Source organism: Pseudomonadota bacterium, from assembly GCA_023229365.1.
Classification (GTDB): domain Bacteria; phylum Myxococcota_A; class Polyangia; order JAAYKL01; family JAAYKL01; genus JALNZK01.
The window spans coordinates 1-17,949 of sequence record JALNZK010000048.1; the positions used below are offsets into that span (position 1 = coordinate 1).

Annotated in this window: 14 protein-coding genes and 1 tRNA gene; 7 read left to right on the forward strand and 8 right to left on the reverse strand. The window is 69.1% G+C overall.

Translation table 11 applies throughout. From position 1 onward, the window contains the following. Positions 1–115 precede the first annotated feature (115 nt). From M0R80_17870 to M0R80_17880, 3 genes are all read right to left on the reverse strand, one after another. Positions 116–388, reverse strand: a complete 273-nt coding sequence (locus M0R80_17870) for a hypothetical protein (protein ID MCK9461502.1) — start codon at positions 386–388, stop codon at positions 116–118. Further along, positions 385–1,134 carry a hypothetical protein gene (locus tag M0R80_17875; protein ID MCK9461503.1) on the reverse strand — a complete coding sequence of 250 codons (750 nt, stop codon included), beginning with the start codon at positions 1,132–1,134 and terminating at the stop codon, positions 385–387. Before M0R80_17875 ends, M0R80_17870 begins: the two co-directional genes overlap by 4 nt. Before the next feature lie 223 nt (positions 1,135–1,357). Further along, on the reverse strand, positions 1,358–2,626 hold the full coding sequence (locus tag M0R80_17880; protein ID MCK9461504.1) for an IS110 family transposase: 1,269 nt from the start codon (positions 2,624–2,626) through the stop codon (positions 1,358–1,360). Positions 2,627–3,036: 410 nt separating this feature from the next. Between M0R80_17880 and M0R80_17885 the strand changes: the two genes are divergently transcribed. The 3 genes from M0R80_17885 to M0R80_17895 all read left to right on the forward strand — a co-directional run bounded on the left by M0R80_17885 (position 3,037) and on the right by M0R80_17895 (position 8,193). Beyond that, positions 3,037–4,263 (forward strand): MFS transporter, encoded by a 1,227-nt coding sequence (locus tag M0R80_17885; GenBank protein ID MCK9461505.1) that lies wholly within the window; start codon positions 3,037–3,039, stop codon positions 4,261–4,263. After that, complete coding sequence (locus tag M0R80_17890) at positions 4,260–5,600, forward strand: metallophosphoesterase family protein (GenBank protein ID MCK9461506.1); 1,341 nt, start codon at positions 4,260–4,262, stop codon at positions 5,598–5,600. Before M0R80_17885 ends, M0R80_17890 begins: the two co-directional genes overlap by 4 nt. A 226-nt stretch (positions 5,601–5,826) precedes the next feature. Further along, positions 5,827–8,193: a sulfatase-like hydrolase/transferase gene (locus M0R80_17895; protein ID MCK9461507.1), complete on the forward strand. Its 2,367-nt coding sequence runs from the start codon at positions 5,827–5,829 to the stop codon at positions 8,191–8,193. A gap of 25 nt (positions 8,194–8,218) precedes the next feature. Here the strand turns inward: M0R80_17895 and M0R80_17900 are convergent, their stop codons facing one another. After that, positions 8,219–8,671 (reverse strand): hypothetical protein, encoded by a 453-nt coding sequence (locus M0R80_17900; protein MCK9461508.1) that lies wholly within the window; start codon positions 8,669–8,671, stop codon positions 8,219–8,221. 129 nt (positions 8,672–8,800) lie between these two features. Between M0R80_17900 and M0R80_17905 the strand changes: the two genes are divergently transcribed. Together M0R80_17905 and M0R80_17910 are read left to right on the forward strand one after the other, a co-directional pair. After that, positions 8,801–9,724, forward strand: a complete 924-nt coding sequence (locus M0R80_17905) for a hypothetical protein (GenBank protein ID MCK9461509.1) — start codon at positions 8,801–8,803, stop codon at positions 9,722–9,724. A 27-nt stretch (positions 9,725–9,751) separates the two neighbouring features. After that, positions 9,752–11,395: a serine/threonine protein kinase gene (locus M0R80_17910; GenBank protein MCK9461510.1), complete on the forward strand. Its 1,644-nt coding sequence runs from the start codon at positions 9,752–9,754 to the stop codon at positions 11,393–11,395. Here M0R80_17910 and M0R80_17915 read toward each other — a convergent pair. Together M0R80_17915 and dnaN are read right to left on the reverse strand one after the other, a co-directional pair. Further along, positions 11,392–12,477 carry a DNA replication/repair protein RecF gene (locus M0R80_17915; protein ID MCK9461511.1) on the reverse strand — a complete coding sequence of 362 codons (1,086 nt, stop codon included), beginning with the start codon at positions 12,475–12,477 and terminating at the stop codon, positions 11,392–11,394. The genes M0R80_17910 and M0R80_17915 overlap by 4 nt on opposite strands. Positions 12,478–12,497: 20 nt before the next feature. Then, on the reverse strand, positions 12,498–13,640 hold the full coding sequence (gene dnaN, locus M0R80_17920; GenBank protein ID MCK9461512.1) for a DNA polymerase III subunit beta: 1,143 nt from the start codon (positions 13,638–13,640) through the stop codon (positions 12,498–12,500). 242 nt (positions 13,641–13,882) lie between these two features. Between dnaN and uvrB the strand changes: the two genes are divergently transcribed. Both uvrB and M0R80_17930 read left to right on the forward strand, forming a co-directional pair. Continuing rightward, entirely contained in the window at positions 13,883–15,955 is a 2,073-nt protein-coding gene (uvrB, locus tag M0R80_17925) for an excinuclease ABC subunit UvrB (protein MCK9461513.1), read from the forward strand. Positions 15,956–16,039: 84 nt separating this feature from the next. Then, the gene (locus M0R80_17930) at positions 16,040–16,609 is read left to right on the forward strand and encodes a hypothetical protein (protein MCK9461514.1); all 570 of its coding nucleotides are present in this window, start codon (positions 16,040–16,042) and stop codon (positions 16,607–16,609) included. 38 nt (positions 16,610–16,647) lie between these two features. Here M0R80_17930 and M0R80_17935 read toward each other — a convergent pair. Continuing rightward, positions 16,648–16,723 (reverse strand) — tRNA-Phe (locus tag M0R80_17935). Between the two features lie 21 nt (positions 16,724–16,744). After that, complete coding sequence (locus tag M0R80_17940) at positions 16,745–17,788, reverse strand: tRNA-dihydrouridine synthase family protein (protein ID MCK9461515.1); 1,044 nt, start codon at positions 17,786–17,788, stop codon at positions 16,745–16,747. Positions 17,789–17,949: the final 161 nt, after the last annotated feature.

Consider the following 17,949-nt stretch of genomic DNA (forward strand, 5'->3'; position numbering starts at 1 on the left):
CGCGGCATTGGATCTCTTCCTGGACCATCTCTCTCGGAGCAACAAGCACACTCGCTCCCGGCAGATCCCACGGTTCCTCCTCCAATTGGAAACCGTGGCAGCGCCCGGTTAACGCCTATGCCAATTCGCCCTCCCAGACGTCTAACCACGGATCTTTGTTATCAGTAAGGATCTGCACCATCGCGTACGTGTGCGCGGCATCGTAATACACTGATGCGCCAACGTCCGGGAAGAAGTCCTCTCCGAATCCGGAATCGACGTAATCAGTCAGCCAATTGGTGCACCATTTCATGGCGGTATGCGCATTCGCAGTTGACGAAAATGTCGTTGCTGCAAGGAATCCTATCGCGATGAACAGCATCGTGCTTCTTTTCAGTAGCGCGTTCATTCCGCCACCTCCTCTCCGGGCTCATCGACTCCAACGGAGATGTCCATGCCTGTCTCCCAGCCCGCCAGATGCCCGTCCGTCTTGCTCTCGAACTCTTCGCTCATGAGCGTGACGTCGGCGAAGCCGCCGACTCCGTCGGAGACGCGCCCGATCACGGCGCCCATCTCGGAGACGCCCGTGGGAACTCCGGAGAGCTTGCCGTCGGATTCAGAGATGAGCGCGCCTTCGTCGAGGACGCGGATCCCGGCGTAAGCGAAACCATGCTGGTAGTAGATGGCGGGCAGCACGATCTTGCGCTCGGATTCGGTTCCTTCTTTGGTGAGCTGAATCTCAGCGCGTGCCTGGACGAAACCCGTAACCGTCTGGATCGGCAGATCCGCCGACTGGACGGACAGGCTGATGGTCTCACCGGCTGGAAGATCCAGCGTTCCGAGATCGAGCGTTTCCGTTTTGTTGATCAAACCTCGGCACACGAGTCGCGCGGACAGAACGAAGTCCTCGGATGAAAGGTTCTCGGCTTCCACGACGAGATCATCGGGCAGGCTCTTGTCCGAATCTGTCGGCGTTCCCCAACGTGCGACGACCGGGTTCGTCGGGGCGCCTTCCGGGTCGGGTTCGACCTTCGTTTCGTCGACGAGGCCGTTCGCCGAAGAGACGGGCGACGCGGTCGTGCCGCCCGGGTCGCATCCGGCGGCGAATGTCGCCGCGAGCGCGGCGATGACCATGAGCAGAATCGTCCTGTGCATGTTGCCTCCGTTCGAGCGGCGATCGATTCGAAATGGATCCGCCGCTCGGCTCTTGGGCCCGACGCTGGGCCTTCCATCGGCGCGGAACGGTAGTGGAGATGGAGCTTCGACGGCGGGCTACGGCGGAGCGCGTTCCTCGATCCGCCGGCGATTTGATCTGTTGCCGTTATTTTCGCACAAATGGGGGGGGACTCCCCACCCTTTGTCAAACCTCACATGATGGTCATGCGACAGCCTCCGAGCGCGACCCGGCAGGTGCCCTGGTCGCGCGGCTGACGTCATAGGGAGAGTTCGTTTTCAGCATGGCGACGAGGATGCGAAGGAGTCGGTCGGAGACGGTCCGGAGCGCCCTGCCGTGGCTGTGCCCGCGCGCTCGTTGGGCTCGGTATACCTGACGGCTCGGCTCATCCCAGATCGAAGCGCAGCGCGCCCAGTGATAGAACGCGTTCCGCAACCGCTGGTTGCAGGCGTGACGCATGATGACGACGCGGCGTTTGCCGCTCTGGCGCGTGATTGGGGCGACCCCTCCCAAGGCGCGCAAGGCGTGGTAGTCTCTCTCCTCAAGAGGCTGCGAGGCCTCTGCGAGCATCGTGGCGGCGACGTTTCTCCCGACTCCTGGCAGGGATAAGAGGATCTCGACGTCGCGATGCTCGCGTCTTTCTGCATCCTGGTCGCCCGACGCCCCGACTTCGGACAAGAGCGAATCGATGCGCTTGGCGCAGTCCGCGCGCTGTGCGTGGACGAGACGCAGGCGCGGCAGGAGGAGCGCGACGTGAGCCCCCGCGGCCTCCACGGTGCCCGGCGCCACACGCAGCGGCGGCGCCTTCAGCTCTGCGAGCACCGCCTCGGGCGACAGCCGGCGGATGCGGTGCTCTCGCAAGAGACGCTGCACCCGACTCGTGCGCAGCTTCGCGGAATGGCCGGGCGTCGGGGCGAGCTCGAGCAAGGACCAGAACCACGGCTCGTCCGCGGAGGGACAGAGCCTGAGCGCCTGGGGCTGATACCTGAGGAGCTGCTCGCGCAGGCGGTTGGCCAGACGGTTCGCCTCTTCGCGTAGATCCTCATCCATGCGCGAGAGCTCGCGGAGTTGGATGACGTCCGGCGCATCGATTCGCGCCCGGTGGAAACAGTGCTCGTCGGTGCGCAACGAGTCGGCGAGTACGAACGCGTCTCTGCGGTCGTCCTTGGCGCCGGCGACGGTGTGCCGGTCTCGAAAGCGATCGAGCTGCTTCGGGTTGATCGCGAAGACCGGAAAGCCGCGCTCGATCAGGCTCTCGACCACGGCCCCTCGAGGGATCTCGATAGCCACCGCCGCGCGCTCCGGCTCGCCTCGCGCCAGTCGCGCCAGCCAGTCGAGGAGCTGCGCGATCGCCGAGCCGGTGTGCTCGATCACTCGCTCTTCTACGATCTCGGTGTCCGGGCCGATGACACAGACCTGATGGGCTTCCGTGGCCCAGTCGATGCCCACGAACAGACGGTACTCGGATGACATGCAGTCACCTCCTATCCGCCCCAGCCAACCGCGATGCGACATCACCCCTGTACCGGCGCTCGTAGCGCAACTCCCCACTGGACGTGCAACGCGGCCTCTCCACCGGGGTGCGGGTCCCCCCCAGGCGGCTCAGAGCGCAGGGGGTACAAGGCACTCCCGGTGGATTGGCCAGGACGAGAAGATCTTACAGAACTAGGAAAGAGTTTCTGCACCTAGAAAAGGTACAGGGGGTCAAGGGGTAAAGTGCGTTTGTTGGGTCAGCTGTGCAACCCAAAGCCGATCATCTCGACAGACTAGAATCATCAAAAACACCCGTCGTTTCGTGTGCTTCAAAAATGGGTTTTGGCGAGGAAGCGCCCGGGCGCGGAATCCCGTTCTCGTGTATATTCCGCCCGGGGAAGGGAGCGGTCGTGGCGGGCAAGAACGCGCCGGCGATGAAGAAGCTCATGATCACCGTCGCGGCCATGGGGCTCGCGGGCACGGTGTTCAGCTCCGTCATGCCCGACTTCCTGCACAACCAGCTCGGCGTCGAGGGCGACGTGCGCGGCGCGCTCGAGGTGCCCCGCGAGCTGCCCGGGCTCCTGCAGATAGTCCTCGTGGCGCTCGTCGCCGGGCTCGCGAAGTTCCGCTCGCTGACGCTCACGTTCGGGGTCGGCGCCGCGGCGTTCGTCGGCCTCGCGTTCGTCGGCGACAGCCTGCCGCTGTTCGTCGTCTTCATGGTGCTCTGGTCCGCGAGCGCGCACCTCTACATGCCGCTGCGCGACGCGGTCGCGATGGAGCTCGCGGGCAACGAGCGCCGCGGCTACGTCCTCGGCACGGCCGGCGCGTTCCGCGCGGTAGGCCTGATCGTCGGCACCGGGCTCGTGTGGCTCGTGCTCACGCAGCTCGAGCTGGGCTTCGAGACGCTCTTCCTCGCCACGGCGGCGCTGCTCGTCCTCGGCGCCTTGGCGAGCGAGCGGATCCCGGTCCTCCCGAGCGACACGCCCGCCGCCGGCACGAAGCGGCCGCGCGCCCTGCGGCTGTTCGTCGATCTCCTCGCGCGCCGGCCTTCGTATCGGCTCTACTACCTCCTGTCGGCGCTGTTCGGGGCGCGCAAGCAGATCTTCCTGACGTTCGCGCCGTGGCTGCTCGTGAGCGAGTACGGGCAGCGGGCGCCGCAGCTCGCGCTCGGCTTCGGGATCTCCGCCGCGGTCGGCATCGCGCTTCGTCCGCTGCTCGGCCGCTGGATCGACCGCAGCGGCGAGCGGTCGGTGATCGTCTCCGAGTCCGCCATGGTCGCCTGCATGTGCGCGGCCTACGCCGTGGTCCCGCTCGTCGCGCCGCGGGTCGTCGCGATCCCGGTGCTCTACGGGCTCTACGTGCTCGACGACATCCTCTTCTTCCTCTACATCGCCCGCACCACCTACCTGTCCCGCATCGCGCGCGACGTGCGCGAGGTGGCGCCGGCCGTGGCGCTCGGGGGGACGATCGACCACGTCGCCTCGATGCTCGTGCCGATCGGCGCCGGGATCATGTGGATCGCGATCGGGCCGTGGAGCGTGTTCCTCGCGGCGGCCGCGATCGCGCTCGCGAGCCTGCTCGCGGCGTTTGCCATGCCGCGCGAGCGCCGCGATAATGAGCCCGTGGGGGACCGATGACGATCTCCGCGCCGCCCGCCCTGGCGCTCGCCCTCGCCGCCGCTGCGGCCGGCGGGTGCTGGAGGACCGCCCCGGCCTCGGTCGACGACCCCGACGCGTCGGACGGCTGGGCCGGTCCCGACGCGGTCGGCGCCGAGGATCTCGGCGCCGAGGCGCTCGACGAGCCGCGGAACGTGCACGTGACCTGGCGCGGCGACACCGGCTCGTCGCTCACCTTCTCGTGGCGGACGCTGCGGCGGATCGGCTACACGCCCAGGCTGTGGATCGCGCCGGAGGACGACTGCGCTGGCGACGGCGGGATCGCCGCTTTGCCCATCGACCCCGCTCTCGCGCACACCGGCGGCGGCGACACCTACACGAACGAGGACGGCGTCGGCGTGGAGTGGATCGTCGAGGTGACCGGGCTCGAGCCGGACACCGAGTACGCCTACGCCGTCGGCACCTGGAGCTGGTTCGACCCGACGACCGGCCCAGAGGACGCGCGGCTCTCCCCGCTCCGGCGCGTGCGCACCGGGCCGCCGAGCGGCTCGGCCGCGCCCGTCACCTTCGCGGTCGGCGGCGACACGCAGGGCGGGGTGGCCAATCTGGCGGCGCACGCCGACGAGATCGCCGAAACCCCGGCGGCGTTCTGGCTCCTGACCGGCGACATGACGAGCTCGTCCACGCAGCTCCAGTGGAACACGTGGTTCGCGGCCGCCGCCCCGCTGCTCGACGCCGCGGTCGTCATGCCGGTCCCCGGCAACCACGAACTGTCGTACGGCACGTTCTACGGGCGGTTCGCGCTGCCGGCCGAGCCCGATCTCCAGCCGGGTCTCGGGGAGCACGCCTGGTCGTTCGACTACGGCAACGTCCACGTCGTCGGGCTCGACTCGACGGACGACGCCGACATGACGCCTATCGCGGCGTGGCTGGACGCGGATCTCGCCGCCGCGGCCGCGAACCCCGCGATCGACTGGAAGATCGTCGTCTTCCACCACCCCGCGTACTCGTCGTCCTCCCACGGCTGCACGGCGCGTGTGCTCGAGCACTGGGTGCCGATCTTCGACGCGCACGGCGTGGATCTCGCCTTCTCCGGGCACGACCACGACTACGAGCGGACGGTGCCGATCGCGGGCGGCGCGCACGCGCTCCCGGGCTTCGGCGTGACCTACATCGTCGCGGGCGGCCTGTTCGCGCCGCTGTACGCCTCGGGGGACTCGTGGTGGACCGCGTACTCGGAGAGCACGCACAGCTACGTCGTGGTCGACGTGGACGGCCCGGTCCTGCACCTGACCGCGATCGACCCCGAGGATCAGGCCGTGATCGACGAGCTGCTCCTCCAGAAGGAGGGGGGCTGATCGATCACTGGATCCCGGTCTTCTTGTCCTTCTTCTCCTTCTTCTTCTCCTTCTTCTCCTTGGACGTGAGCTTGGGCTTGTTCGACTTCGAGTCCCTCTTCTGATCCTTGTTCGCCATCTCGTTACCCTCCGTGCGCAATCGGATGACCGAGCGCCATCATACCGGATCGCGCGGCGGATCGCTCCGCGATTCCGTCGCCGGTCGTTTTCGAGTAGCGTCGTCTCGATGGCGGGCGCGGCAGGAGAGCGGGGCGGACGAAGCGGGGGCGGGGTGTCGCCCGGGCTCGCGGCCTCGGTCTATCTCGCCGCCCTGTACCTCCTCCACGCGCTCGCCCTGCGGATCGCGAACGCGGCGATCCTGCTCGACACGGGCGCCGCCTCGGTCACGGCGCTCGGCCCGCCGGTGTCGCTGCCGTTCCTCCTCGGCGAGGAGCTCGTCGTCGGCGCCGCGCTCGCGGGCGCGCTTTGGGCCGCGTGGCGAAGGCCGCTCCTGCGCGGGCTCTGGCTCGCCGCCTGCGGCGCCTACCTCCTCTTCCTCTCCGGGGAGCAGCTCGCGTTCAAGCTCTTCTTCACGCACGTCGACTACGTCCTCTACCAGGACTCCCACGACGTCGCCGGCCTGTTCGGCTCGATCGTCGGCACCCTCGACGGGTTCTTCTTCGTGAACGCCGCCCTCGCCCTGGCGATCCCGATCCTCGTCGCCGCGCCCTACCGCCCGCGCCCCGTGCTCGCCGCCGCGCGCTGGGTAGCGAGGCGTCCTTTGGCGGCGGCCGCCGTCGCGCTGCTCTGCCTCGGGCTGACGATCGCGCTCTCGGTCGCCGCCCCGCAGCACGGCCTGGACCGGCCGTTCCCGGTCGCGTTCGCCGCGTCGGTCCTCGCGGCCCGCGCCGAGGGGATCGCCGAGCGCCGCGCCATGGCCTCTCCCGCGCCACGCCCCGCGGCCGGCGGCCGGCCGGAGGTCGGCGCCACCCCGTCCGCGGACGAGCTCGCCGGGGTCCGCGCCGCGCTCGCCGCGCACGGCGGGAAGCTCAACGTCGTGTGGTACATGCTGGAGTCGACGTCGTTCCGCGAGACGACGCTCGACCCGGCGCAGCGGTACGACACCACGCCGTTCCTGAAGCGGCTCGCGGCGAAGAGCGTCCTCTTCACGCGGTACCACACCGGTGTCGCGGCGAGCACGCGCGCCTACTACTCGGTGCAGACCGGCCTCCACCCGTACATGGATCAGACAAGCGATCTCGCGAAGTACTCGCAGCTCGCCGTTCCCACGCTCATCGACGTCCTGCGCGGCGCCGGCTGGGCGACCGCGTTCTTCTCGAGCTCGGACGCGATGTTCGAGTCGCTCGACACGTTCCTCGCGGTGCGGAATTTCGACGCCTACATGGACAAGAACCTGGTGCCGCCCGAGAAGCGCGCCAGCGTGTCGATGGAGGCGTGGGGGGTCGACGAGGAGATCGTGATCGACGCGGCGCTCGAGTGGGTCGCGGCGACCCGCGCGGCCGGTCGGCCGTTCTTCCTGAGCTACAACGCCGTGGTGCCGCACCACCCGTTCAGCGTGCCGCCCGCGCACACCGGCCTGTACGACCTCGACTGGGGCGAGAAGATCCAGCGCGCCCGCTACCGCGCGTCGCTCCGGTACGCGGACTCGGCGCTCGAGAGGATGGTCCGCGGCCTCGAGCGGCTCGGCGCGCTCGAAGGCACGCTGCTCGTCGTGACCCCGGACCACGGCGAGGCGTTCGGCGATCTGCACAGGAAGAACTTCATGCACGCCGAGCACTGCTACGAGGAGGACACGCACATCTTCCTCCTCCTGCACAACCCGGAAGTCCTGGGCGCGCCGCTCGTCTCGCGGCGGCTCGGCTCGCACGTCGACATGTTCCCCACCCTGCTCGAGGCGCTCGGCGTCCGGCGCGAGCTCGACGTCGACGGTCAGAGCCTCATCGGCGCGGGCTGGGCCGAGCCGCCCCTCTACTGCTTCTCTCGCCGCCAGCTCGCGCTCCGCCGCGGTGATCTCAAGGCGATCGCGTCCCGCGAGAGCCGGGGCGTCGAGCTGTACGATCTCGCGGCCGATCCGGGCGAGCAGCGCGATCTCGCCGAAGGCCGCCCGGGGGAGGCCGCCGCGGCCAGGGACGAGCTCCTCAGATGGAAGGCCGAATCGGCGCGGAAGATGAGGGATCGCGTCGCCGCCGCCGGCCTCACCGACGAGGAGATCGGCGGTCGGGCGGCCGCGGGCCGGCAGAGGCTGTACGGCGGGGTGCGCCTCCGGATAGCCGCCGCCGCGATCTGCCCGAGCGCCGCGGCGTCGAGCTGCGAGGCGGCCGGCCGGCCGCCTCGTTTCGGCCGCGGACAACCGCTCGCGGTCTGGGTTCGGCTCGCGCGCGCCGCGCGGACGAGCGTGCGGGTCGAGGCGTTCGCGCCGGGCGGCAAGCGCATCCACATGGAGACGCGGCCGCACGCGGGCGGCGCCGAGGCGGTGATCGGCACCCTGCCCGGGGGCCTGTTCGCGGAGCCCGGCCGCTACAAGGTCAAGGTCGGCGTCGTCGAGTCGTACGCGGTCCACGACTCGCGGGTCATGGCGTTCGAGGTGGAGTAGCTCCGGCGCGCGACAAGGCGCAGCGTCACTTCAACCCGAGCTTCACGTCGATCCGCGGGCCGTCGCTCTTGCCGGCGCCGAAGCCGACCGAGAGGGTGCCGTTCTCCACGCCGGCGAGCTTCTTCAGCGCCTTCCAGTCGCCTATGCGGGCGAATGTCCTGCCGTCGAAGCCGAGCATCGCGGTGTCCGGGGTGACGTACAGGTACACGTCGCGCGTGAACACGATCGCGTTCTCGCCCGCCTCGAGCTTCGCGAACGGCACATCGATCGCCAGATGGAGAGGGACTTTCTCGCCGGCCTTGATGTGCACGATCATCGGCCCCGGCCCCTTGGCCGCGCCGTCTACCCCGCCGGACGCGATCTGCGGCAGCTCGTCGAGCGAGAACGTCTTCACCGTGGTCGTGTCGAGCGTCCGGATCCCCGAGCATCCCGCCGCGCAGAGCAGCAGGGCGAGCGCAACCGTCTTCATCACGCGCATTTCGTTCTCCGTTCTCTTTCCGTCGGTTTTCCAGAGAACAGCGCGGGCGATCAACCTATTCCCCTGTGGCACGCGGATTGCTGTGATATTCCTGTGGCGCCCGCTGGGCGCGGAAAAACGGCGGTCCCGATGTCGCAACGCCCGCACACCTGTGGCGAGAAGAACACAGTGGAGCCCCTCGGCCGGGGGTCGTTACAGCTCCACTGTCTCGTTCTCGCGCTCCTCGTCTCGACCTCGGCTTCGGCCGGAAAGCTCGACGACGTGCGCGACGCGACCGACGACGGCAGCGGCGGTTCTGGAAACGACGCCTCTGGCGATTCCTCCGGCGACGACTCCGGCGACGACTCCGGCGACGGGCTCGCCGAGGCGGTGGGCGCTGCGTTCATGGACGCGATCGCCGCCGCCGCGGCCGAGCGGGCCGGTCGCGTCCGGTTCGCGCCGTACCCGTACGCCGAGGGACACGGCGGCTGGGTCGTCCCCGAGCCGACGGCGGACGACGAGGCGGCGACCGCGCCCGAGGGACCCGCGGTGTTGCCGCGCGTGTCGTTCCGTTTCTCCCTCGACGACGCCTACGCTTGGGAGCGGGTGCACCGCCCCGCGATCGTCCTCGCGCTCGACACCTCGAGCGGCGTCGGCCTGCGCGCAGACTACACCAACTACGTCGAGCGGCTCCCGGCGGGCCGGCTCGACTATCTCGGCATCGGCACCTTGGACGCGATGTTCCGCATGCTGGACGCCCGGCGCGCCGCCTTGTATCTCGGCCTGGGTTGGCGTTACCTCGTGGATCCGTCGGCCCGCGGGGCCGCGCTCGTCAACGGCTTCAACAGCCTGCTCTCGCTCGACGTCTTCCCGGTTCGCCCGATCGTCCTCTCCGCGATCGCCGAGGGCGGCAACCTCGGCGCGGCCGGTTTCTTCCACGGCCGCCTCACGTTCGGTGCGCTCGTCCAGCGCCTGGAGATCTTCGCCGGATACGACGCCGTGGTCTTCGGAACCGGCGACGAAAATCCGATCGTCTTCCACGGCCCGGTCGTCGGGATCCGCGGCTGGTTGTGATCCCCAAAGTTGTGTAAGATTCCGCTCGTGTCGGCTCGTCTCAAGACCGGACAAGTCCTCGAGGACAAATACACCATCGTGCGCCAGGTCGGCGGCGGCGGCATGGGGATCGTCTACGAGGCCGAGCACATGGCGCTCAACGTGCGCGTCGCCATCAAGGTGCTGCACCCCACCGAGGCCGACGATCCGAACGTGCTCGCGCGGTTCAAGGCCGAGGCGCGCTCCGCCGCCGGGATCCGTCACCGCAACGTCGTCGACGTGACCGACTTCGGCCTGACTCCCGACAGGCGGCCGTTCTTCGTGATGGAGTACCTCACCGGCGAGTCGCTCGCGGACAGGCTCGACCGGCGGAAGGCGCTCAACGAGCGCGAGGCGGTCGAGATCACGGATCAGATCCTGAGCGGCCTCGCCGCGGCGCACAAGAAGGGGATCATCCACCGGGATCTGAAGCCGGAGAACGTGTGGCTCGCAAAGGGCGAGGACGGCGCGGAGACCGTGAAGCTGCTCGACTTCGGCATCGCCAAGATCGTCGGCAGCTCGGTGGCGAGCCGCAACGTTCCCACCGTCGAGCTCTCGTCCCGCCCGACGACGCAGCAGGGCATCGTGCTCGGCACGCCGGGGTACATGGCGCCCGAGTCGATCACGGTCGGCGGCGGCTCGGACGCGCGCTCGGATCTTTTCGCGGTCGGCGTGCTCCTCTACGAGATGATCGTCGGGCGCAGGCCGTTCAACGGCGTCACGGTGCACGAGATCATGATGTCCACGGCTACGGATCCGGTGCCGCAGCCGAGCGTCCTGAAGCCGGAGATCTCCCCCGCCATGGAGAGGCTCATCCTGACGTCGCTCGCCAAGGAGCCCTGCGACCGCTTCCAGTCCGCGGAGGAGTTCCTGCGCCACCTCACGGCCGCCGCGGTCGGGCGGATCCCGGACAACGCGCGGCCCTGCGTGACGCGCGTCGGCATGCCTTCGGTCATCCCGCCGGCGGCGCTCAAGCGCGTGAAGATGAAGCTCCCGGATCCCGTGGCCGAGCTGTCGAGGAGCAGATCTGGAGACGCCCTCCGGCGCTCCGGGCTCTCGTCGAGCCGCACGGATCTCGGCCTTCGGCAGTCCGCGACGGCAGGACCGCGGCCCGAGCTTCGGCGCAGCCGCGAGCTGTCCCGCTCGGCTATCGAGCGCGGCGGCTTGTCGAAGACCGGCGATCGCGGGGCGCACAAGAAGAGCAGACGCCGTCTCTCCTTGCCGATCTCGCCGTTCGCCATCGTCCTGCTCCTCGGCCTCGGTGCGGCGTTCTACTTCCTCTACCTGCGCGACGGGCCGTGGCGCGAGATCGGCCACGAGGAAGCGTGGAAGCTGAACGGCCGCACCCCGGCGGGGGCGTCCGCGGACCCGGGCACCGAGGCGTTCTCGGCCAAGGCCTCGTCCTCGGCTTCCGAGGAGAAGGCGACGGGCGGGACCGTCACCATCTGGATCGACGTCGAACCGGTCGAGGCGCACTTGACGTTGAACGGATCGCCGATCGCCGATCGTCCGTTCACGGTGCCGAGGGGCGACGCCCCTATCCAGCTGCGCGCCACGGCGCCCGGCAAGGAGCCGCTCACGGTCGACGTCGTGCCCGATCGGGATCGCACGGTCCAGATCCGCCTGAGACCGTCCGGCGGGAAGCCGAACTAGGCGCGCGTCACCGCGCCCTCCTCCACCGCGAAGTCCACCCGCTCCCCGGCGACGACGACGTGCTTCCTGTGCGTCGTCGTGATGAACACCTGCCCGCCGACGCCGGCGAGGAACGCGAGCAGGCTCTCGTTGCGCGCGTCGTCGAGCTCGGAGGAGACGTCGTCGAGCAGCATGAGCGGCGTGCGCCCGGTCGCCGCGGCGAGCGCCCGCGTCTCGGCGATCTTCGCCGCGAGCACCGCGGTGCGCTGTTGCCCTTGTGAGGCGAAGCGCCGCGCGCTGCGTCCCTTGATCTCGATCTCGAGGTCGTCCGTGTGCGGCCCGGCCGAGGTGAACCCGCGGGCGAGGTCCCCTCTCCTTTCGTCCGCCAGCTTCGCCGCGAGCGCCGCTTCGTCCCGGACGCTCGGCGCGTAGGAGATCGAGCCGCCGCTCTCGAGCGACACCTCCGCGAGCGCTTCTGAGAAGAGCGGGGCGAGCTTGTCCGTGAACCGGTCCCGCGCGGCGACGATCCTCGCCCCGTGGGACGCGAGCTGCGCCTCGAACGCCTCGATGGAACGCTCGTCCGGTCTCTCGGCCTTGAGGAGCCGGTTGCGGCTCGCGAGGGCGCGCAGGTACGCGCGGTGCTCGGCCGGGTAGGTCCGGTCCGCTTGGTAGAGCGCGCGGTCGACGAACCGCCGTCGCGCATCCGGTCCGCCCTGCACGAGCTCCATGTGCCCCGGGTGGAACAGCACCATGGGGAGGTCGCGGAAGTGCCCGCCGTCCGCCCGCGGCGCCTTGCCGTCGACGCGAGCGCGGCGCCCGCGCTCACTGATGATCACCTCGCACCGCAGCCCCGCGGCGGCGCCGCCGAACACGCCCGAGACCCCGGCCTCGGCCGCGCCGTGCCGCACGAGATCGCGGCTCGTCGTCGTCCTGAAGGAGCGCAGCGCGCCGATCAGGTAGATCGCCTCGACGAGGTTCGTCTTGCCGCTGCCGTTGCGCCCGGAGACGACGTTGAACCTCGGCCCCGGCTCGATCGAGAGGCGCGAGATGTTCCTGAACTCCGTGAGGGAGAGCGCCTCGAGCTGGACGGTCGGCAGCGGCACGTGGCCTTCGCGCCGCCGGCTCAGATGCGCATCGGCATGATGACGCCGACGAAGCAGCCCACCGCGTCGCGCACCACCGCCGGATCGAGCGGGCCGGACAGCTCGACGTGGACCTCGTCGTCGGTGAGGACGCCGAGCACGTCGATGAAGTAACGGGCATTGAAGCCGATCTCGAGCTCCGTGCCCTCGTAACCGACGTCGACGAGCTCCGAGCTCTCGCCCACCGCCGGGTTGTCGGTGGAGATCTCGAGCGCGCCCTCGCCGAGGGAGAACTTGACCCCGAGCGTGCGCTCCGCCGAGACGACCGACACGCGGCGCAGCGCCTCGAGCATCGCCGTCCGCGAGGCGATGATCTTCTTCTCGAGTCCCCGCGGGATGACCTGATCGTACGGCGGGAACTCGGCCTCGATCAATTTGCTCGAGAGCACGAACTCGGCGATCTGCGCGGCCGCGCCCTCGGCCGCCCGCTCGATCTCGACCTCGCGGCGAACGAACAGGGAGCCCTCGCTCGTCCCGATCTGGACCGGCCCCTCCCGCACGTCGAGGAGCCGCTTCAGCTCCAGGACGCCGCGGTTCGGAAGGACGAAAGAGAAGTTGTAGAAGCCGCTCTCCTCGGTCTTGTATTCGGCCTTCGACAGCCGGTGCCCGTCCGTCGTCACCATGCGCAGCACCTTGCCGTCGCCCTGGAAAAGGGCGCCGTTGAGGTGCGGCCTGGTTTCGTCGCTGGATATCGAGAACGACGTGCGCTCGATCATGTCGAGGACGAGCGCCGCCTCGATGGTGATGAACTCGATCCCGGAAGAGTCCGGCATGTGCGGAAAGTCCTCGGCAGGCAGCCCGAGGAGCTTGAACTTCGAGCGCCCGCTCGTGATCTCGACCGACTCCTCGTGCGACTTGAGCGTGATGTCGCCCTCGGGCATGGCGCGCACGACCTCGTAAAGCGTCTTCGCCGGCAGCGTCACGGCGCCGCCCTTCACGACCCGCGCCGGGAGGGATCCTCCGACCGACACGTTCAGATCCGTTGCCGAGAGCTGCACCATCTTCGCGCCTTCGGCGGTGATGAGCACGTTCGACAGGATCTGCATCGAGCTCTTGCGATCTGCGATGGTCGTGGTCCTCGCCAAGGCCGAGGCGAGGCTCTGTTTCGAGAGGGTTATTTCCATGAACGACCCATCCTTGCGTTTCGGGATGCCATCCGGGTTCCACCCTTCTTACCAAAAGAACCCTTATTTAAAAACTAGAAGTCGTAGGGGCTGTGAAAATGTGAAAAGAAGGCGTTGGGTCAACCAGCGAGCCGTTTTGGGAAGAAACGAAAACAGTGAATAGAAAGAGGGGACGGCGACGGCGGACGAGACCAGGGAGATAGTCACAGGTAAACAACGGGAAAACAGAGGGGTTCTTCAACATGGTTTTCAACAGCGTCGGGCCGGGCGGGGAAGGGGACGACAGGTTCGAGCTGATCTCCCCGTTCGAGCCCCGCGGCGACCAACCCGCGGCGATCGAGAAGCTCGTGCGGGGCTTCGACGAGGGGATCGCCAACCAGGTGCTGCTCGGGATCACCGGCTCCGGAAAGACGTTCACGATCGCCAAGGTCATCGAGCAGCTCGGGCGCCCGGCGCTCGTCCTCGCCCACAACAAGACGCTCGCGGCACAGCTGTACTCCGAGTTTCGATCGCTCTTTCCGAACAACGCGGTCGAGTACTTCGTGAGCTACTACGACTACTACCAACCCGAAGCATACGTGCCATCGACGAACACTTACATTGAAAAGGACGCGTCGATCAACGAGCGGATCGACAGGCTCCGCCACTCCGCGACGCGATCGCTGCTCACAAGACGCGACACGATCATCGTGGCGTCCGTGTCGTGCATCTACGGCATCGGGTCGGCCGAGGACTACGGCGCGATGCTGATCCGCCTGGGCGTCGGCGATCACCTCGGGCGCGAGGAGCTGGTGCGCCGGCTCGTCGACGTGCAGTACTCCCGCAATGACGTCGACTTCGCGCGGGGGACTTTCCGCGTGCGAGGAGACGTCGTCGAGATCTTTCCGGTTTACGAGGACGAGCGCGCCGTGCGCGTGGAGCTGTTCGGCGACGAGATCGAGCGCCTGAGCGAGATCGATCCGCTGCGGGGCGAGGTGGTAAGGCGCGTGGAGCGCGCCGTTTTGTTCCCGGGATCGCACTACGTCGCGCCGACCGAGAAGCTGCGCGCGGCGATCGAGAGGATCCGCGAGGAGCTCCGGGAGCGGCTCGCGGAGCTCGCGGCGTCCTGCAAGCTCGTCGAGAAGCAGCGGCTCGAGGAGCGCACGATGTACGATCTCGAGCGGCTCGAGCAGCTCGGGCACTGCCCGGGGATCGAGAACTACTCGCGCCACATCGCCGGGCGCGCCGCCGGCGAGCCGGCCTCCACGCTGCTCGACTACTTCCCGGAGGACTTCGTCACGTTCATCGACGAGAGCCACCAGACCGTGCCGCAGATCGGCGCGATGAGCCGCGGCGATCGCGCCCGCAAGGAGACGCTCGTCGAGTTCGGCTTCCGCCTGCCGTCCGCCATCGACAACCGGCCGCTCTCGTTCGAGGAGTTCGAGGCGCGCGTCGGGCAGGTGTGCTTCGTGTCGGCCACGCCGGCCGAGCACGAGCTGCAGAAGGCCGCGGGCGAGATCGCGGAGCAGGTGATCCGGCCCACGGGGCTCATGGATCCCGTCGTCGAGGTGCGGCGGGCGGTCGGCCAGGTGGACGATCTGCTCGGCGAGGTCCGCGCGCGCGCGGAGAGGGGCCAGCGGGTGCTCGTCACGACGCTCACGAAGCGGATGGCCGAGGAGCTCACCGAGTACTACGACGAGCTCGACGTGCGCGTGCGCTACCTGCACAGCGACATCGAGACGATGGAGCGGACGGAGCTCCTCCGGGCGCTGCGCGCCGGCGACTACGACGTGCTCGTCGGGATCAACCTCCTGCGCGAAGGGCTCGATCTGCCCGAGGTGTCGCTCGTCGCGATCCTCGACGCCGACAAGGAGGGGTTCCTGCGCTCCGCGCGGTCGCTCATCCAGACGATCGGGCGGGCGGCGCGAAACGTCGACGGCGCCGTGATCATGTACGCGGAGAGGATGACCCCGTCGATGCAGGAGGCGATCCGGATCACCCGGGAGCGCCGCGCGAGGCAGGAGGCGTACAACGCGGAGCACGGGATCACGCCGACCACGATCCAGAAGGCGATCGACGAGATCGGCCCGGGGGCGGCGAGCGCCGACTACGCGCCGCTCTCTCGGAGATCGGAGCGCGGGGAGATCGCCGGCGATCCCAAGGCGTCCGCCGAGGCGCTGCGGGAGGAGATGCTCGAGGCGGCGGCGGCGTTGGACTTCGAGCGCGCGGCGGCGCTCCGGGATCGGCTGCTCGGGTTGTGCGAGGAGCACGGGATCAAGCTGCGGGGCTCCAAGGGGAGATCCGGCGGCGGCGGGCGCGGCGGGCGGCGGCGGTGAGCGAGGATTGGATGAATCGCCCGGGATCGGGTACTGCTTGTCGACGGCCGGAGAGTTGAGCCCGCTTTTTTCAGGGAGGGATCGATGGACAGGAAGGCAATCGCGGCGGCGGTGATCGCGGCGGCGCTCGCGATGGCGGGTCGCGCCTTGGCGGAGGAGAAGGCCGCGGAGAGCGCGAAGGAGCCCGAACGCGCGGCGCCCGGCGAGGAGGCGGCACCGGCCGAGCCGAAGGACTACCAGTTCTTGACCGGGCTCGACTTCTCGTATTGGGCCGTCGACGAGGGGACGACCGTGTGGGGACCCGGGATCACCGTCGGCTTCGTGCTGCTGCCCCGCCACCTCGAGATGGGCGTGACCGTGGGCGCGATGCTCGGCGGCCACCAGTACACGATCCCGGTCGAGCTGTCGTTCACCGTGCCTTTCTACGTGAAGGAGTGGCTCGCGCCGTACGTGAAGCTCGGCCCGACGGTCCTGACGGACAAGGTGCAGGAGGAGACGACGTACGACCTCGCCGTGTCGTTCGGCGCCGGGCTCGAGTTCCTCCCGGTCGGGTTCGATTGGGGACTGTACGTCGGCGGCGACTACAACGTGCGCACCCTGCACGACGCCCGCCACCAGGGCGGCTTCACGATAGGCTTCCACTACCGCGTCTGAAAAAAAACCCCGCGGAGCTGATCCGCGGGGTCTGCCGCTGGTGCCTGGGGACGGAGTTGAACCGCCGACACGGGGATTTTCAGTCCCCTGCTCTACCGACTGAGCTACCCAGGCGGCCGGCTCGACTGAGTATCTTCACGTCTCTTTCGATGTCAATGAGGAATCTCGGGTGGAAGCGGGCCGCGCCCAGCCCTCCTCGCGGAGGCGATCGAAGTGTCGCTCGAGGCGCGCGCGTTGGGCCGCGATGTCGTCGAGCCGCTTGAGCTCGAGCGCGGCGCGGCGGCCGAACGGCGTCGGCTCGAGGAGGTAGGAGCAGGCGAGGGCGATCCGCGCGGCGGCGCGGCCCTCCGGACGGACCATGGCCGCGATCCCGTCCAGGAGCGCGATCACCCGGGAGCGGAGCTCGGCCACGCCTGGCGGTGCGAACGCCTGCCCGGCCGAGAGCGCCGCGAGCTCGGCGAAGATCCACGGATCGCGCAGCGCACCGCGGCCGATCATCACCGCCGCGGCGCCCGACGTCTCGAGCCGCGCGACGGCGGAACGCGCAGCGCAGACGTCGCCCGAGCCGATCACCGGGACGGGCAGCGCGACCGCGAGCTCGGCGACGAGCTCCCACCGCGCGAGGCGCGTGAACCCCTCGCGGGCGAGCCGCGGGTGGAGCGCGATCGCGTCGACCCCCTCCGATACGAGCGTGGCGGCGAACGCGAGCAGCTCGTCGAAGCGCCCGGAACCGGGGAGGCGCAGCTTGACCGTGAGCGTCCCCGGCCAACGGCGGCGGACCGCGCGCACGATGGCTGCGGCGACGCCCGTGTCCGCGAGGAGCGAAGCGCCGGCGCCCGAGCGACGGATCCGCGGCGCGGCGCAGCCCATGTTGATGTCGATGCCGTCGGGCGTGATCAGGCGCAGCAGCCGCGCGACCGCGTCGTCCACATCGTCGTGGCGCGACGGCGCGATCTGCACGATGAGCGGCGGATCGCCCGGCTCGCGCCCGGCGTCGATCGGGATGCGGTGCGTCTCGTGGGCGCGGATCGCCGCCGGCGAGAGCATGGGCGCGTAGAAGAGCCCGCACCCGCCGAGGTCGCGGACGAGCGCGCGGAACGGCGGCTCGGTGAGCTCCGCGAGCGGCGCGAGGGCGAATGGCGGGATTACGTGTTTTCCGCCGACGACGAGCTTTCGCAACGCGACCTCCGGGTCGGATCCGCGTCGAGGGTGACGTAGATCGGGCAGAGTGGGAAGGAGAAGATCGGGCCGATCGGTCGGATCGGCAGAATCGGCCGGATCAATCCGGATCCATGGAACCCTCGCGTCCGGCTTGCTTGTCCGGCTTGCTTGTTGTCGCG

Bases quoted from the DNA above. Each gene is read 5' to 3' on its own strand.
- M0R80_17880 (MCK9461504.1), bottom strand. From the start codon at position 2,626: ATGTCATCCGAGTACCGTCTGTTCGTGGGCATCGACTGGGCCACGGAA.
- M0R80_17875 (MCK9461503.1), bottom strand. From the start codon at position 1,134: ATGCACAGGACGATTCTGCTCATGGTCATCGCCGCGCTCGCGGCGACA.
- M0R80_17930 (MCK9461514.1), top strand. From the start codon at position 16,040: ATGGACAGGAAGGCAATCGCGGCGGCGGTGATCGCGGCGGCGCTCGCG.
- uvrB (MCK9461513.1), top strand. From the start codon at position 13,883: ATGGTTTTCAACAGCGTCGGGCCGGGCGGGGAAGGGGACGACAGGTTC.
- M0R80_17870 (MCK9461502.1), bottom strand. From the start codon at position 388: ATGAACGCGCTACTGAAAAGAAGCACGATGCTGTTCATCGCGATAGGA.
- M0R80_17890 (MCK9461506.1), top strand. From the start codon at position 4,260: ATGACGATCTCCGCGCCGCCCGCCCTGGCGCTCGCCCTCGCCGCCGCT.
- dnaN (MCK9461512.1), bottom strand. From the start codon at position 13,640: ATGGAAATAACCCTCTCGAAACAGAGCCTCGCCTCGGCCTTGGCGAGG.
- M0R80_17900 (MCK9461508.1), bottom strand. From the start codon at position 8,671: ATGCGCGTGATGAAGACGGTTGCGCTCGCCCTGCTGCTCTGCGCGGCG.
- M0R80_17895 (MCK9461507.1), top strand. From the start codon at position 5,827: ATGGCGGGCGCGGCAGGAGAGCGGGGCGGACGAAGCGGGGGCGGGGTG.
- M0R80_17905 (MCK9461509.1), top strand. From the start codon at position 8,801: ATGTCGCAACGCCCGCACACCTGTGGCGAGAAGAACACAGTGGAGCCC.